At 37.5% G+C, this 14,443-nt stretch carries 14 protein-coding genes and 3 pseudogenes; 12 read left to right on the forward strand and 5 right to left on the reverse strand.

What is annotated here, in order from left to right; all coding sequences use genetic code 11:
- Positions 1-290: 290 nt before the first annotated feature.
- The 8 genes and pseudogenes from H9629_RS14740 to H9629_RS14775 all read left to right on the forward strand — a co-directional run.
- Positions 291-677: a hypothetical protein gene (locus tag H9629_RS14740; protein WP_064095454.1), complete on the forward strand. Its 387-nt coding sequence runs from the start codon at positions 291-293 to the stop codon at positions 675-677.
- A gap of 887 nt (positions 678-1,564) precedes the next feature.
- On the forward strand, positions 1,565-1,783 hold the full coding sequence (locus tag H9629_RS14745; RefSeq protein ID WP_064095453.1) for a hypothetical protein: 219 nt from the start codon (positions 1,565-1,567) through the stop codon (positions 1,781-1,783).
- Positions 1,784-2,715: 932 nt separating this feature from the next.
- Entirely contained in the window at positions 2,716-3,018 is a 303-nt protein-coding gene (locus H9629_RS14750) for an I78 family peptidase inhibitor (RefSeq protein ID WP_064095452.1), read from the forward strand.
- 63 nt (positions 3,019-3,081) lie between these two features.
- Positions 3,082-3,303 carry a hypothetical protein gene (locus H9629_RS15425; RefSeq protein ID WP_225215830.1) on the forward strand — a complete coding sequence of 74 codons (222 nt, stop codon included), beginning with the start codon at positions 3,082-3,084 and terminating at the stop codon, positions 3,301-3,303.
- A 138-nt stretch (positions 3,304-3,441) separates the two neighbouring features.
- A pseudogene (locus H9629_RS15635) lies at positions 3,442-3,570 on the forward strand (putative metallopeptidase); the annotation flags it as partial.
- An 818-nt stretch (positions 3,571-4,388) separates the two neighbouring features.
- Positions 4,389-4,730: a hypothetical protein gene (locus H9629_RS14765; protein ID WP_191731395.1), complete on the forward strand. Its 342-nt coding sequence runs from the start codon at positions 4,389-4,391 to the stop codon at positions 4,728-4,730.
- 122 nt (positions 4,731-4,852) lie between these two features.
- On the forward strand, positions 4,853-5,203 hold the full coding sequence (locus H9629_RS14770; RefSeq protein WP_191731396.1) for a hypothetical protein: 351 nt from the start codon (positions 4,853-4,855) through the stop codon (positions 5,201-5,203).
- Between the two features lie 164 nt (positions 5,204-5,367).
- A pseudogene (locus H9629_RS14775) lies at positions 5,368-5,433 on the forward strand (YHYH domain-containing protein); the annotation flags it as partial.
- A gap of 36 nt (positions 5,434-5,469) precedes the next feature.
- Here the strand turns inward: H9629_RS14775 and H9629_RS15520 are convergent.
- A complete protein-coding gene (locus tag H9629_RS15520) occupies positions 5,470-5,604 on the reverse strand; it encodes a hypothetical protein (protein ID WP_263600655.1) in 135 nt (44 codons plus the stop codon).
- 106 nt (positions 5,605-5,710) lie between these two features.
- Positions 5,711-5,887 carry a hypothetical protein gene (locus tag H9629_RS14780; RefSeq protein ID WP_191731397.1) on the reverse strand — a complete coding sequence of 59 codons (177 nt, stop codon included), beginning with the start codon at positions 5,885-5,887 and terminating at the stop codon, positions 5,711-5,713.
- Between the two features lie 245 nt (positions 5,888-6,132).
- Here H9629_RS14780 and H9629_RS14785 point away from each other — a divergent pair, with 245 nt between their 5' ends.
- Together H9629_RS14785 and H9629_RS14790 are read left to right on the forward strand one after the other, a co-directional pair.
- A complete protein-coding gene (locus tag H9629_RS14785; protein WP_191731401.1) occupies positions 6,133-6,348 on the forward strand; it encodes a hypothetical protein in 216 nt (71 codons plus the stop codon).
- Positions 6,349-6,423: 75 nt separating this feature from the next.
- Positions 6,424-6,702 carry a hypothetical protein gene (locus H9629_RS14790; RefSeq protein WP_225215832.1) on the forward strand — a complete coding sequence of 93 codons (279 nt, stop codon included), beginning with the start codon at positions 6,424-6,426 and terminating at the stop codon, positions 6,700-6,702.
- A 587-nt stretch (positions 6,703-7,289) separates the two neighbouring features.
- Here the strand turns inward: H9629_RS14790 and ddlA are convergent.
- Both ddlA and exaC read right to left on the reverse strand, forming a co-directional pair.
- Positions 7,290-8,381, reverse strand: a complete 1,092-nt coding sequence (ddlA, locus tag H9629_RS14795) for a D-alanine--D-alanine ligase (protein ID WP_191731398.1) — start codon at positions 8,379-8,381, stop codon at positions 7,290-7,292.
- A 371-nt stretch (positions 8,382-8,752) separates the two neighbouring features.
- Positions 8,753-10,264, reverse strand: coding sequence for an acetaldehyde dehydrogenase ExaC (gene exaC / locus H9629_RS14800; protein ID WP_191731399.1), 1,512 nt, complete (start codon positions 10,262-10,264; stop codon positions 8,753-8,755).
- Positions 10,265-10,465: 201 nt separating this feature from the next.
- Here exaC and H9629_RS14805 point away from each other — a divergent pair, with 201 nt between their 5' ends.
- A complete protein-coding gene (locus tag H9629_RS14805; protein WP_191731400.1) occupies positions 10,466-11,647 on the forward strand; it encodes a helix-turn-helix domain-containing protein in 1,182 nt (393 codons plus the stop codon).
- A gap of 513 nt (positions 11,648-12,160) precedes the next feature.
- Here the strand turns inward: H9629_RS14805 and mdh are convergent.
- Positions 12,161-13,333, reverse strand: a complete 1,173-nt coding sequence (gene mdh / locus H9629_RS14810) for an iron-dependent methanol dehydrogenase (RefSeq protein ID WP_159516847.1) — start codon at positions 13,331-13,333, stop codon at positions 12,161-12,163.
- An 892-nt stretch (positions 13,334-14,225) separates the two neighbouring features.
- Between mdh and H9629_RS15435 the strand changes: the two are divergent.
- Positions 14,226-14,357 (forward strand): annotated as a pseudogene (locus H9629_RS15435) (YqaE/Pmp3 family membrane protein); the annotation flags it as partial.
- Positions 14,358-14,443 lie beyond the last annotated feature (86 nt).

A 14,443-nucleotide genomic window follows, 5' to 3' on the forward strand; every position in this document is an offset into this window, starting at 1 on the left:
AAATAGCAGAGAACTTTTATCGGTTAGCTGCCTAGCATATCCCAAGTGAAAGTCTCCTGCTAATTCAGCACATATCAAATAGATGAAGCAGCCAAAGCCATTAAAAAGCATAAGAAAAATACCTATAAAGAATTCGAAGCATAATGCTAGTAATATTTTTCTGATTCAAGTATGATTTTTCTATAATGGTCGTATTACGGCTTGATCAAAAATTTAAAGAATTTCAATACCTGCAAACTTTTAGTTTGTGGGTGTTTTTTTATGTATTTAATAACAAATGGATTTGAATTATGAAGGGTATTATTGCTATTGGATTATTAGGGTTATCTAGCTTTGCGTTTGCTTATCAAAATCCGACCAAAGAAGGTGAGTGTTTCTTTGTGGATGGGGCGAAACAATCTTATGCTTGTATGATTCTCTCAGGCGGAGATGTGGGGGCGTCATACATCGATTTACAATTTAATAAGCAAGAATACCTTATCGAACAGTCTGTAGCTGTAGCTTGTGGTGGGAAATGCGTGCCTCATCTTGGAACTATTCCTGAAGATGTGCGTGAAGCCAAAAAATATTTTCGAAACTATAAAACTAAAAATATTATTGCTAACCAAGCCAAAGGTGACTGGACCTGTTATAAGCAGAATAAAGGAAAATTAGATGTATGTTATATCTCTAATTAATAATTGATTGTTTGTGTCTATATATAAGATCGATCACAGATTGAGCTTTTTTGTTATTTTGTTTAAACAAATGGGTGTCATACTAAGGCTTAAGTTTAAATCAAGAAGAATCCTTATGACCAGCCAAAGGGTTGTGATTTTAGGCGGAGTATTATTAGCACTTATATTCTTGTTGTGTTTCCACATGTATAGTCTTTCAAAGCAAGAAAGATTAGAGAGTCTGGAAAAACTGTCTGAAAAGTTTAAAATATCCCAATAGCTAATTTTTATAAGAATAAAATAAAAGCTCGTCGAAAGATGGGCTTTTTTGTTGTCCATAAAAAGAAAATCTATTCCTGCTCGAGTACTGACCAGTGGAACAAATCTTCGAGTAAACTTACCTTCTTGGGATCTAGATCAGGGTTTGGCATCCCGCCCTACAAAGGATTGAAAGCAATTAAAGCAGACTGTGCATGTTAGGTGGGTGTGATTGTGAGTAGCGTCTATCCCCGCGAAGAGGGATTTTTAAATATTAATCATAGATTAAAACTATACAACAATATGATTTAATTATTATTGTTGGTATGTTTTGCCACTGTAAAATATATGATTAGTGTAGAAAATAACCGGTAGAAACTGCTGTAGTTTCTTCGTGACCCTCAATGGTCCTTAGTTTATAAGCCCACTTCACCTTTCCATGAGTGGGCTTTTTTTATCAGGAAAAACATGCTCCAATTCATATACTGTTTATTCGGCCTAGACGGTGTGACTGAGAACAGGAATGGCAAGAAAGAATACCGGGATTGCTTGAAGGAAATAGATGCTATTTGAAAGTATAAAATTATTCTTACATTAGGTGTTTTGCTTCTCAGTTATAATTGTATTTTTGGTAATCACTGGTGACCAAAATGACTAATAGCATAACCCTAACATACGAAGAATTGTTTATTAAGCTTCATCAGGCTATTGCTAAGCGAAAGGAAAATCCAATTCTTTTGAAAGTACCTTTACATACTATTGATAAGGATGATATTTTAGAATTGGGTGAATATTTCCGCAAACATGCTTTTAATTTTGAAACTTATTTAGAGGGCGAGAACACCTTTGTGATTGCCGTGGAATATTAGGCTGATACAGTTTTTACTAGCCTCACATTTTCTGTATATATGAGCCTATTATGGCAAACAAAATCCCTTGCATTTTAGATGTACAGGGATTTTTCTTTTCTTATTGGTGGTGAAAATGGACATAATAGAAGCAAAACATAACATTGAGAAGTACGAAACCGAAATCACTAATATGGCAAGCACTATCATGCGGATTAATGTCACGCGATGAAATGAGCATGATGGATCGGAAAATTGCCCAATCAAAAGAATGATCAAAAAGCTTTGAGAAATATGCTTAATGCATGATGCAAAGCGAATGGCTATGATTATATAATATTTTCTTTATCATATTTTGCAGAATATGCTACTACCGACTCAGAATAATTTTTCTTATCCTTATCCGTATAATTAATACTTATTGAGTCTTCCGTATCAGAATAATGTATTTCATATTGGTACGAAGCATTTGGCTCCAAGTCACCTATAAAATCTATTCTTTTTGAATGGGTATATTTGAAATTAACGTTATAAACCGGCTTATCAGTTTTATTGTTTACGCTGATAATTCCGTGATCTTAAAAATTGATTAGATCATAGGGGGGGCTTCAGGCTGAAACCTAAATGCTGGTACAACTTAACTTAGGTGTGGTTCAATGTAATTCTAAAGGAAAGAATGTCGGAATGTTTGAAGGAAATTAAATAATTAGCAATTCGTCTAAAGAGGTTAAATAATTCTATTTGGACAGATAACTTATTTGCTAGAATGTTTGTTCATAAAAAGAACAAAAAAGATAGCTGAATGGACATGTACCTGCTTAATTTGGGAGAGTTAAGTAGGTTTTTTTTAAATCTCAATATTTAAAGAAGTGTATTAACATTGTTGATATGGCTAGGCTTGCCCAAGCCGACCTAGGTATCATCCTGCTTTTATATGTCAAAGATAGAAGCTTATGAAAATTATTTATAATTTGTCACTTATTCTTGCTGCAGTAGCGTTGACTGCTTGTGCCGGTACTCCCGAAACTGAAGTGGTTAACAAACCAGAAATGATGAAGAAATGCGTGCCTGAAAGTGCAGCAAAATTAGCACGTACGACATTATCGAGTGAAGCTGATATCAAATCAAAAACAAATGCTGAGGTTGTAAGACTTGTTGCACCTGGTCAGCCTATAACTAAAGATTATAATCCAGGACGAGTCACGGTTATTGCAGATCCAAAAACTCAAACAATCCTGAAGGCATTCTGTGGTTAAAAACTGAAAAGAGCAATAACGTACAGAACCTCCTTCGGGAGGTTTTTTTAATGGGTGCAAGTTATGGATCCAAAACGCTATAAAAGCTTGACTGCCAAAGGTCCAGTTAAAAATAAACCTCGTAATAGGCCACTACCTAAAGCTGGTGAAAAATACTCAGAAGTCTTCAATCGATTGAAAGAGATCCTTGATCGGATGGAAATCAAATATGAAGAGTATTTTCATTTCAAAAGTGCCAAACACTGGCATTTTGATTTGTATGTTATTGAATATCAGTATTTATAGAAATTGCTGGCGATCCATGGTCCGGCGGACGTAAAGGCAGGTTAGCTACAAAAGCATGGCGTATTGATCATTATGAACATGCGGAAGAGATAGGTTATCGCTTCAGTGCTTTGAAGTTAATGACATCAACATGGGCCAGTTAAAAACTGGTTTATGTGGGGCGGTCAGCTGCATAATCCGGATCACGATCATATTGTCGAGCTGCTTCTCGACAATGAAGAGTTCCTTGCATTCACTTGGACTTCATCTGCCGCCGTAGCGAAAAAAATGTATGGTGCTGCGACACTTCAACAAGTTGCAGCGTATCAAGTTGAGCAGAGAGTTCAACTCAATGCGCCCTTTGCTGATGGCTGATACAGCTTCAGACCTCGTGATTAGAGTGGAGAATGCAAAGTTCTTCGTTTAGAACGAACTAAAAGTCTCCTGAAATAACCCTTCCATTAATTCATAACTAATTAGGGCAATATGAAATTTCAGGGCAGACTTTATTTGATGTAGGTAAAGAAACAGATCCAACACATCGCTAGTATAGTTATATTGTGACGATTCCGGCAGCGTAATTCCCTCTACAGGCACAAGAACTCCACCGCGCAATAGCGTCTTTTTTTTGTGCTTGAATTATATATTCAGCCCTTCATTAGCGAGAAAATGAATAAGAAATTGAGTATGAAAAAATTATTATGATTGATTATATGCCTAGCATTTTATATGGTAGGACAGATATTTAATTAAATCTTTTTTTAGAATGGCTTTTTTATATAAACCACAATATTTTTACCTTTTTAATCAATTGATATCTAATTATTTTTTATTGAAAATTTGATTTCTATAATATATAAATGCGTAAAATTTGAAGGATTCACCATGGTAACTAAAGTAGAATTTATGATGATTGTACTAATGGTAATTACCTTAATATATGTAATTTGTAAAATAGGGCAACGTTGTATTTGGATTCTCTGATAGCTTTCAATTCAGTGTTTAAAAAACAACCTCCTTCGGGAGGTTTTTAATAAAGTGACTTTTCAGTTTTAAAATAATTAAAAAATTAATGTAAAGTTCTAGCCCATCTACGGGAGGGAATTATGAAAAATCTAGGGATTTGGATATTCATATTAGTACTGGCAGGATGCAGCAAACAAAAGTTTAAAGACCTTGAAGCAGATCCTGAGGTATTAAATGAAAAACAGCTGAGAGAATCAAGAGAACAGGTTAGAACCTTTATTCCGAATGCAGATTCATCTAAATTTCGCAATCAAGTGGGAGATTGTGGGGAAGTCAGCTATAAGAATAAAGACAGTAAATATATTCCTTACCAGCGTTTTATTGTTCTTGAGAAGAATTTAGTACTTATAGAAAATCAAACGGAACAGAAGCAGTTTGAATTGTCTTGGAAAGGTGCTTGTATGGCAAGTTGGAACAAGTGATTATTAAGTCCCCTCACTTGATGGCATCTTTTGTCATTTAAATATAAGTGAAGGTTTTTTCGTTATTTTAAATAACTAATATATATACGGTTTCGTATTTTTCGATTATAAGGCTAACTTTAATGAAATATTTAGTGGGTAGCTTCCTTTTAGCTTTAGCACTAACAGGATGTAACTCTTACCCTGCTCATGAATCTGCTTTATCGGCATCTAATGTTAACACCGTGGTAGAAACGCAAGTTATAAACTTTGTTGGACCCATGGATTTGACCATTCAACTTAAGTCATCTGATAATTTTGAAACAGCAGAGATGATGGATAACTCTGGTAAAGTCCATCGTTTAAAACAAACTGTGGCAGCTAGTGGTGTACGTTTAGCAAATGATAAGGGTGTGTCTATTCACTTTAAGCGTGGCGAAGGTGTGGTGGAATTGGTTAAAGGCAAGCCGATTAATATTACTGAATACAAATAAATGTGATGCATGGATGTAATTTTTAACCACCCTCTGAGGTGGTTTTTAATGATTGAAATTTGTACAAAAAAGGCTAAAACTCAGTATTCGTACCATAAAAGGAGCAAGTATGAAAAAAGTTATATTGTTGAGTCTCTTGCTTCGCAACTACAACTTTTTCTCATGATGGACGAGCTGATAAGGAGGGTTGTCACAAGGAAACTAAGACTGGCGAAAGCCATTGCCATTGATACGGGATAACTTAAAAAACGAGCTAACTCCAAACATTATTTTTTTACCATTCGATAAAATTTTTGTAACTGCTGTATTATTAACTGTTTAGTTTGTTTAACATATGTATGTTGGATAGTTGGAGAATTCAGCGTGCCTACTAAAGCGGAAGCCATCGTGATTGCGCTCATGATATTTTCCTTGATACTCATTATTTATGAAATGGGACAAGGATTAAATTGGAAGTACTAAAATATCTCCAAGTGTTGAAACAAGCCCTCATTTGAGGGCTTCAGTTTATTCATCAGGAGAATCAGATTTTTGTCCTTGTCCTTGTCCATCTCCATATTCTAAAGCAATTTGTTGCGCTTCGGCCGCGGCGGTAGCCTCTAGAGGTACGGATTCATCTGCGATAGCTATTGTTCCAGTAAATCCGAATACAGTTAGTAATAGAACTTGCGAAAACTTTTTCATTTGAATTTCCTCTACCTTTCTAAAACTTAATTTCAGTGTAGAGGTGAGACTAAGCCAGCCGTGTATTGGCTATGTCCCTATATGTAAGATGATCAAGCTTTTAGTTATGGCGCTACAGGCTTATGTAAGCGCAATTATCAGATGATTCTTTTTGTTGACTTGATTAACGAAAAGTTAAGAACTCTTGCTTGAAAATATATATCCTCGGATATAAATTAACCGCAAATGATAATAAGAGCTAGGCTATGGTTGATTACAATAAAATCCAACAAGAAATAGAAAATATGAAATCTGGTGCTATTAAGTGGATTGGTAGTAATTTCGAACTAAATGACATGCAGGAAATTTATCATCTCTTGTTAAATTTAGAGAGCGAGGGCGTGATTGATATTATTGCTGTAGGTCATGAATCTTATACGGGGCATCGACTCGTACACAAAGTTAAAGTTGAAAAAAATTAGAATTCATATTGAGAGTCTTTCATTAAAAGAAAACCCTCTTCAGGTGGTTTTTTAATATCCGAAACCCGATTATGAATGACTTTTTTCCTGGCAACAAATCGAAGCATCAAAATTAATGGCATTGAAGTGCGCCAGATCCAGATGAAAGATTTTGATATCTGGGTAATGCATGCTGAAGTATTGAACAACTTTATTAAAGACCAAAATCATTCAGATGAGATTTTGACAGGGCTATTTAAAGCTCATGGTGTGCAGGTCATTTCAACTATGTCATGCATCACTGATCTGGATAATGAATCATTGGTAGAGCTAGCTGCTGAAGGCAGTGCATCTGATCAATCAGACTTGTTTTAAAGATGAAAAGCCAAAGTGTGGGATTAAAAAAAGATAACTCCATCTGGTTTGATTTATTTCAGTTTCTGGTAGCAATGAGCCATCAGCACAGTGAAATCATGGCAATGACTTAAGGCGCATTTCAGAACTATGTTAAGGTAGCAAACAAAATGTATTAGCTTAAAACTTTTTTCGGCAATTTACCTTGCTGCAACAATGAACTGGGTTAATTGATGACAGGCTTAAAAAACATCACACGACACAAGGTTTGTCATCTGCGACGCATAGAATGTCATTGAATGAAACATAAATTGTCATAAAAAAATTCTCAGTAAAGGACAGGTTTTTTATAACACCGACTTTTTTAGAAAATTAATATTTTCTAGACTTTGATAGGTTGTAATTTTTAAAAGGATGATCAAAAGAGTTAAATAATTAAAATACCTTATTGTAATTGTGGAACATTGCTCAAAGAATAGGTAGAAAACATAAAAAATCAATAAAGAGCCGTTCCAGTGTGCTGAACCCTGAAAAGACTCAAGTTAAGCATATGATTTATAGAAGATAAAATAAAGCATTTCATATAACATGTATTATGTTGATTTTAGCTAAAATACTGTATTTTGAATTTTTTCCTGTTCTTGATGATGCTCTATAGCCAATTCGATTAAACAAGTGATCAAGTCTGAATAGCTCAATCCACTTTCTTCCCATAACTTAGGGAACATACTTATATTCGTGAAACCCGGTAAAGTGTTTATTTCATTAATAAATACAGTTTCATCTTTTGTTAAAAAAAAATCAATTCTTGCAAGTCCTGTACATTCCAGAATTTCATATGCACTGATAGCTATATCTTGAATTTTTTTACTTAATTCATTTGATATATTGGCTGGTATTGTTACCTTTGCGCCTTTTTCATTAATGTATTTTGTTTCATAAGAATAGAAACTATCTGATAACTCGATCTCACCACAGACACTAGCAATAGGTTTGTAATTTCCGATAACAGCACATTCTATTTCTCTACCATCAATACCTTTTTCAATTAATACCTTATTATCATAGTTGAATGCTGTATCCAGAGCTATTTCAAACTCTCCTACAGTATTTACTTTACTAACACCAACTGATGATCCTTGATTAGCAGGCTTCACGAATAATGGTAAACCTAACTTGGAGCAAGCAACTTCAAAATCTATATTTATTCTATTTCGTTTGGTTAATTTTATATATGGTGTAACGTTTAATCCTGCTTCTCGTAATAATCTCTTTGATACATCTTTATCCATACATATAGCAGAACTTAATACTTGAGAGCCTACAAATGGCAAATTTACCATTTTTAATAGCCCTTGCAATGAACCATCTTCTCCAAGTGTTCCATGAACAATAGGAAAAATTACATCTAACTGTGATATGGCTTTATTTTGAAATTCAATAACTTGTTTTTCACTTTTTCCAGGAATAAAAGCTACATTTCTTCCAGATGGATGTAAGGCTATAAGGTTTGGATCATCTGAGTTTAATAGAAATTGAGTGCTTTCATTAAGATGCCAAATCCCATCTTTATCTATTCCTATCAGTGTCACATCAAATTTTTCTTTATCTATAGCATCAACAATATTTCTTGCAGATTGAAGGGATACTTCATGTTCTGTTGATTTTCCTCCAAATATAATTCCTACATTTTTTTTCATTTTTTTCCCATAAAAAGATTTATCAATAACAACATACCACTGCAATAACTTAGTGTCATTGATATGTTTTGATATATAAACCTCACTTATTTGGCATAAAATCTTTTATGCGAAGACAAGGTGTGAGCTCTAAATAGAAATGTCCAAAAAGGACATTTCTATTTGAGAATAACAATCTTGTGATGGATCTTGAACCTAAAAAATTATTTATTGAAAAATGACATCGGTTGAGTCGCAATATGATGTCATTATGGTTCGTTAGAAGAACTAAGATACTGATTTTATTATTAGACTAATGACCAGCTATGTGTCGTGTAACGAAAAACACCATAAAAAGCGAGCCGAAGCTCGCTTTAAATTGACTTTATTTCTTAGAAGAAACCGGCCGGTTTGGTTGAATAGCTCACCAGCAGGTTTTTGGTTTGTTGATAATGATCCAGCATCATTTTGTGGTTCTCACGGCCAATCCCGGATTTTTTATAACCGCCGAAAGCTGCATGCGCAGGGTAGATGTGATAACAGTTGGTCCAGACCCGACCGGCCTGAATGGCACGGCCAGCACGATAAGAAGTATGCGCAGAACGTGACCAGACCCCGGCACCGAGACCGTAAATCGTATCATTGGCGATCTTGATCGCGTCATCGAAGTCTTTAAAAGTAGTCACAGCCAGTACAGGCCCGAAGATTTCTTCCTGAAAGGTCTTCATGTCATTGGTGCCTTTAAAGATGGTCGGTTCAATATAGAAACCTTGACCCACTTCATGACGTGCTTCACCACCGGTCAGGATTTGTGCGCCTTCTTCACGGCCAGTGGCAATACAGCCCAGAATCTTGTCCTGCTGTTCCTGTGAGGCTTGCGCGCCAATCATGGTGTCGGTATCCAGTGGATGACCGGTTTTAATGCGTTGCACCCGTTCTACTGCACGCGCCAGAAATTCATCGGCAATACTTTCCTGTACCAGTGCACGGGAAGGGCAGGTACAGATTTCACCCTGATTCAGGGCAAACATGGCAAAGCCTTCTAGCGCTTTATCCAGATAATCATCTTCCTGATCCATGATGTCGGCAAAGAACAGATTCGGTGACTTACCACCAAGCTCGAGGGTTACCGGAATAATATTTTCGGTGGCATATTGCATAATCAGCTGACCCACTGCGGTCGAGCCAGTAAAGGCAATCTTGGCAATACGGGGATTGGTCGCAAGCGGACGGCCAACTTCGACCCCGTAGCCATTGACGATATTCAACACGCCCGGTGGCAAAATGTCCTGAATCAGTTCAGCCAGCACCAGAATACTGACCGGAGTCTGTTCCGCAGGTTTCAGCACAATACAGTTACCCGCAGCCAGGGCAGGTGCCAGTTTCCAGGCAGCCATCAGAATCGGGAAGTTCCACGGGATAATCTGACCCACCACACCCAACGGCTCATGGAAATGATAAGCAATGGTATCTTCATCAATTTCGGAGATACCGCCTTCCTGCGCACGGATACAGCCGGCAAAATAACGGAAATGGTCAATGGCCAGTGGAATATCGGCAGCCAGCGTTTCACGAATGGGCTTACCATTGTCCCAAGTTTCAGCCACGGCCAGCAGTTCCAGATTTTGTTCCAGACGATCTGCAATTTTCAGCAGAATATTGGAACGAGTAGTCGGAGATGACCGGTTCCATTGCTCTTTGGCTTTATGCGCTGCATCAAGCGCCAACTCAATGTCTTCTACAGAGGAACGCGGCACTTTGGTAAAGACTCTGCCATCTACCGGAGAGATATTGTCAAAGTATTCGCCTTTGACCGGAGCGACCCATTCGCCGCCAATGAAATTATCGTATTGTGCTTTAAAATGAACTTTTGAACCAGGTTGATTAGGATCGATGTAACGCATATTTATTTCCTTTGCTTATGTTCGTATGGCAAAACCGCTTCTACAGCTTTGGTATAAGGTACTTCTGCACCTTATTTGATTAATATAAATGAGGTAAGGTTGGAAAAAGGTTGGAGCTAGCATGTTTACGATCTTTTCATCCATTTTAAAAGAATAACGATTACAGCGGATGTAAATCACGAATTGTTGTGAGAATAAGAAATGATGACAAAACAAGATTTGATGGACAAAAGGCACAATACGGATCAGCTTCGGCAAAATAGCAGTTTGTCTCCCTTACATGCAGAGCAGCTGGGACAGAGTATTGCCAGCTCCTGGCAACGTTCATCCTCGGCTGAAATCCCGAAGAATCGTTTAGCAGCACCGCTGACGGATTTAAAAAAGACCACTTCTTCCTCAACTTTAGCCCAAGCCCTGCAACATTGTGCTCAGGATTTAAAACATATTGCCGAGCAATCTTCTATGGTGCTGGCGGTCGGAGATATCGGCAGTACCATCATTTGGGCAGCTTCTAGCCCACAAATGCAAAGTGCCGCAGAAAGTGTACATTTTATTGAAGGTGGGCAATGGTGCGAAGAGCTGGTCGGAACCAATGCACTGGCACTGTCCTTAAAAACGCAACAATCCAGCTGTGTCTTTTCCAGTGAACATTACATGTCCTCCATTCATGACTGGGTTTGTTATGCTGCACCGATTATCGATCCCTATTCAAAACAGGTCTTAGGTGTTATTGACCTGTCTACTACTTGGCAGAAGCATAACAGTTTGGCCCTGTTGGCTGCTGAGCGCTGCGCCACAATCATTCAATCTGCTTTGCTAGAATGCCAGAAGCAACGCCTGTTCATTCGGGCTTTTGCAGTGCCACACGTAATGTTCAATGGTAAAGTTTTAGTACTTACCCCTCGCCAGATTGAAATTTTGACCATTTTGGCCCTATGTCCGCAAGGCTTGAGTCTGGATAGCTTGCATCAGGCCTTATATGGTGAACGCAAAGTTAGTATGGGCACCTTAAAAGCAGAAATGTCGCAGTTACGCGATGTACTGGGAGGCATGCTAGGTTCTAGGCCTTACCGATTATTGGTACATGTAGAGGCCGATTTTTTACTCACCGAACAGTCTCTGGATGCTGGATATATTAATTCTGCCCTAAAACTATGTACTGGCGTATTTCTGGCTAAAACGGAAAGTCCATTTTTATGTGCCTGGCGAGATTGTCTGGAATCACGTCTAAGTAATGCCATTTTTAAAGCCAATGAAACTGACGTCCTGCTGAAACATGTTTCGCATTTTCCTGAAGCGATTGATGCGGTGGAACGCCTGATTGAACTAATGCCCAAAACCCATCCCGTCCATCAAACTCTTTTAAAATATAAAGGTCTTTAAAGCGAATCCTTTCAGCGATAGAAGGTTATACAGGAAAAATCTGGAGGAATATTCAGCATCATCCCTATTCACAATAGATTTACTTGTCGATTTAATCTGAAACATCTCCTAAAATTTTATTAATCTGATGATTTCTCAGTGGCTATGCCATTTACTTGGCCGCTTGAGGGGACTCACTTCATCAAAATCAGCTACGATCATCTTCATGTCATATGAAGGACGTACAGTTTATTCCTCAGAGATTAAATATGATATTAAGATCATACGATGGGAAGTTTTTTCTGGCTGGAACGAAGTAGAAGAAATTAGGATATTTTTATACTCTAGGATAAACACGGATATTTTTAGGCTAGGGGGCTTATAAAATAATTCCCCTCTATTTTTTATCCTATTATCAAGGTAAAAGCAGTAGCCAAAAGCAATGAATTGCTTTTGGCACACTTTCTCAGTAGACGAAATAAGGACTGTTAAAGGGTAAGTCAGATGATTGAAAACAAGACTTACATGGAGGCATTACATTGCCGCTTTAAAAATATCCACGACTTGAGCATGACTGGCCTTACGTGGATTGGTCAACATGCAGGCATCTTTTTGCGCATTTTCTGCCATAGTGGCGAGGTCAGCTTCTTTGACATTCAATTCCGCTAAACCTGATGGAATGCCAATTGATGATGAAAGCTGCCGAATAGCGTTGATCGCTTCATAAGCTGCCTCAGTTACAGTTAAACCTTCTATATTCACCCCCATCAATTGGGCGATTTTGGCATAACGTTCCGGACAGGCAATCAGGTTAAACTCACAGACATGTGGGAGCAAAATCGCATTACAGACCCCGTGTGGCAAGTTATAGAAACCACCAAGCTGATGCGCCATCGCATGTACATAACCTAAAGAGGCATTATTAAAAGCCATGCCTGCAAGATACTGGGCATAGCTCATGGCATCCCGTGCTTCCAGATTATCCCCATTCGCCACTGCGGGACTGAGCCATTCACTGATCATAGTGATCGCCTTTTCTGCACAGGCATCGGTGATTGGATTGGCGGCCGTAGATACATAGGCCTCGACCGCATGTGTCAGAGCATCCATCCCTGTTGCCGCAGTCAGGCCTGCAGGTTTGGCCAACATCAGTTTAGGGTCATCAATCGCAATGAGTGGGGTACAACGCCAATCTACAATCGCCATTTTCACATGGGTATCGGTATTGGTAATGATACAAAAACGTGTCATCTCCGAAGCTGTCCCTGCTGTGGTATTGATTGCAATCAGTGGTGTCATCGGAACGGTACTTTTATCAATCCCTTCATAATCACGGATATGTCCGCCACCTGCAGTGACCAGACCGATGCCTTTGGCACAGTCATGTGATGAGCCCCCACCTAACGATACAATAAAATCACAGGCATTTTCATTATAAGCTGTAACTCCATGATGCACGTTAATATCAGTTGGATTAGGTTCCGCACCTGGGAAAATATAACTGTCAACACCTGCCTCTTTCAAATAATTTGCAATGTCATCTGCAACACCAAATTTAAACAGGCCAGCATCAGTTACAATCAGTGCTTTCTTGGCGCCTAAATTTTGTGCTTTGATCCCGATTTCTTTTGCACAGCCCGGACCAAAAAGTGAAACACAGGGAATATAAAAACCGTTAGTTTGATCTGAAATATTTTTAAAAGCCATGGTGTTATTCCTTCTACCATTCATTGATTATTTTATCGGTGACCCTCACCGTAATATGAGTATTGAATGAAGTTAGAAAGAATCCTACCTACCAAATACCTACCAATTTAAATTTTAACTAAGATCTATCGACATATATAACGGTCAGGTGGACTGCTTCTATTATCCTAGACATGAAACAGCCATATTTTGAAGCTTAGGTTTAAAAGTTTAAACAAGAGAACAGACAGATAAATTTACTTATTTTATTCAGTTTTTCTGAAATTAATATACTACACGTTATACGAAATGCTTAGATACTTCTCATGAAGTATCTTTATATTAGAGTAAGCCGTTCTGGATACTAGGGCACCAGAACGGCTTTTATTGATTATTCACGTGTCACACATAATAAGTAATTAATATTAAAAAATTTATTTTATATTCTCGTGAGAATATAGAGTTGATTTTTTGAATTGATGATCACTATTACATTTTTTGATTTGTTTTCAAGTATTTAATAGAAAGATCCATATTTTTTAATAGGTACTCATTTTTATACACTTTTCTAAAGCAAAAAAGTAGAAGGCCTTTTTCAAAAACTAGTACCAGGTCTACGCAACTTTAACCAATTTTAAAATTAAGGATCTGGCCAATACGGAAATTTTTTTGTCACATACCATGCATCAAACGATAAACGGTCTAAAATCTTAACCTATAAAGTGTCGAATGAGTTTTTTGCAGGATTAACACTTTGTGAAATTTGTCAGGGAAATATCAGGATGAAGAGTCCAAGTATCTTGGTAAGTCAGTAATCAGATTGAATAAAAAGTCCTGATGGTCATGGCTGTATTTTATTTATAGTCTGTATTTCGTGATTATTAATCATTAAAGCTTATAAATAAGGCAAAAACGTACATTTGCAGCAATGATATGTTTATTTCTTCAAGTTACAATTTTAGGCAGGCTCCCTGCTGCTATCTGGGCTGGGTACGCTTTATCGGAAGATCAGGCAGACCAGAAAATGAAAGAGGCTTTATATTAGACTTTTTGTCTAGGGTGTGTCCTCATTTGGCTTTGCACCAAATAAATATACAGGCTATACGAATCATAGATTTATAATTGCGTGCC

It is taken from the genome of Acinetobacter pecorum, from assembly GCF_014837015.1.
In the GTDB taxonomy this organism is placed as follows: domain Bacteria; phylum Pseudomonadota; class Gammaproteobacteria; order Pseudomonadales; family Moraxellaceae; genus Acinetobacter; species Acinetobacter pecorum.

What these genes read in the sequence shown, in the direction of transcription:
- H9629_RS14765 (WP_191731395.1), top strand. Translation starts at nt 4,389, where the DNA reads ATGAAAAATCTAGGGATTTGGATATTCATATTAGTACTGGCAGGATGC.
- ddlA (WP_191731398.1), bottom strand. Translation starts at nt 8,381, where the DNA reads ATGAAAAAAAATGTAGGAATTATATTTGGAGGAAAATCAACAGAACAT.
- H9629_RS14780 (WP_191731397.1), bottom strand. Translation starts at nt 5,887, where the DNA reads ATGAAAAAGTTTTCGCAAGTTCTATTACTAACTGTATTCGGATTTACT.
- exaC (WP_191731399.1), bottom strand. Translation starts at nt 10,264, where the DNA reads ATGCGTTACATCGATCCTAATCAACCTGGTTCAAAAGTTCATTTTAAA.
- mdh (WP_159516847.1), bottom strand. Translation starts at nt 13,333, where the DNA reads ATGGCTTTTAAAAATATTTCAGATCAAACTAACGGTTTTTATATTCCC.
- H9629_RS14750 (WP_064095452.1), top strand. Translation starts at nt 2,716, where the DNA reads ATGAAAATTATTTATAATTTGTCACTTATTCTTGCTGCAGTAGCGTTG.
- H9629_RS15425 (WP_225215830.1), top strand. Translation starts at nt 3,082, where the DNA reads ATGGATCCAAAACGCTATAAAAGCTTGACTGCCAAAGGTCCAGTTAAA.
- H9629_RS14745 (WP_064095453.1), top strand. Translation starts at nt 1,565, where the DNA reads ATGACTAATAGCATAACCCTAACATACGAAGAATTGTTTATTAAGCTT.
- H9629_RS14790 (WP_225215832.1), top strand. Translation starts at nt 6,424, where the DNA reads ATGACTTTTTTCCTGGCAACAAATCGAAGCATCAAAATTAATGGCATT.
- H9629_RS14770 (WP_191731396.1), top strand. Translation starts at nt 4,853, where the DNA reads ATGAAATATTTAGTGGGTAGCTTCCTTTTAGCTTTAGCACTAACAGGA.
- H9629_RS14805 (WP_191731400.1), top strand. Translation starts at nt 10,466, where the DNA reads ATGATGACAAAACAAGATTTGATGGACAAAAGGCACAATACGGATCAG.
- H9629_RS14740 (WP_064095454.1), top strand. Translation starts at nt 291, where the DNA reads ATGAAGGGTATTATTGCTATTGGATTATTAGGGTTATCTAGCTTTGCG.
- H9629_RS14785 (WP_191731401.1), top strand. Translation starts at nt 6,133, where the DNA reads ATGGTTGATTACAATAAAATCCAACAAGAAATAGAAAATATGAAATCT.
- H9629_RS15520 (WP_263600655.1), bottom strand. Translation starts at nt 5,604, where the DNA reads ATGAGCGCAATCACGATGGCTTCCGCTTTAGTAGGCACGCTGAATTCT.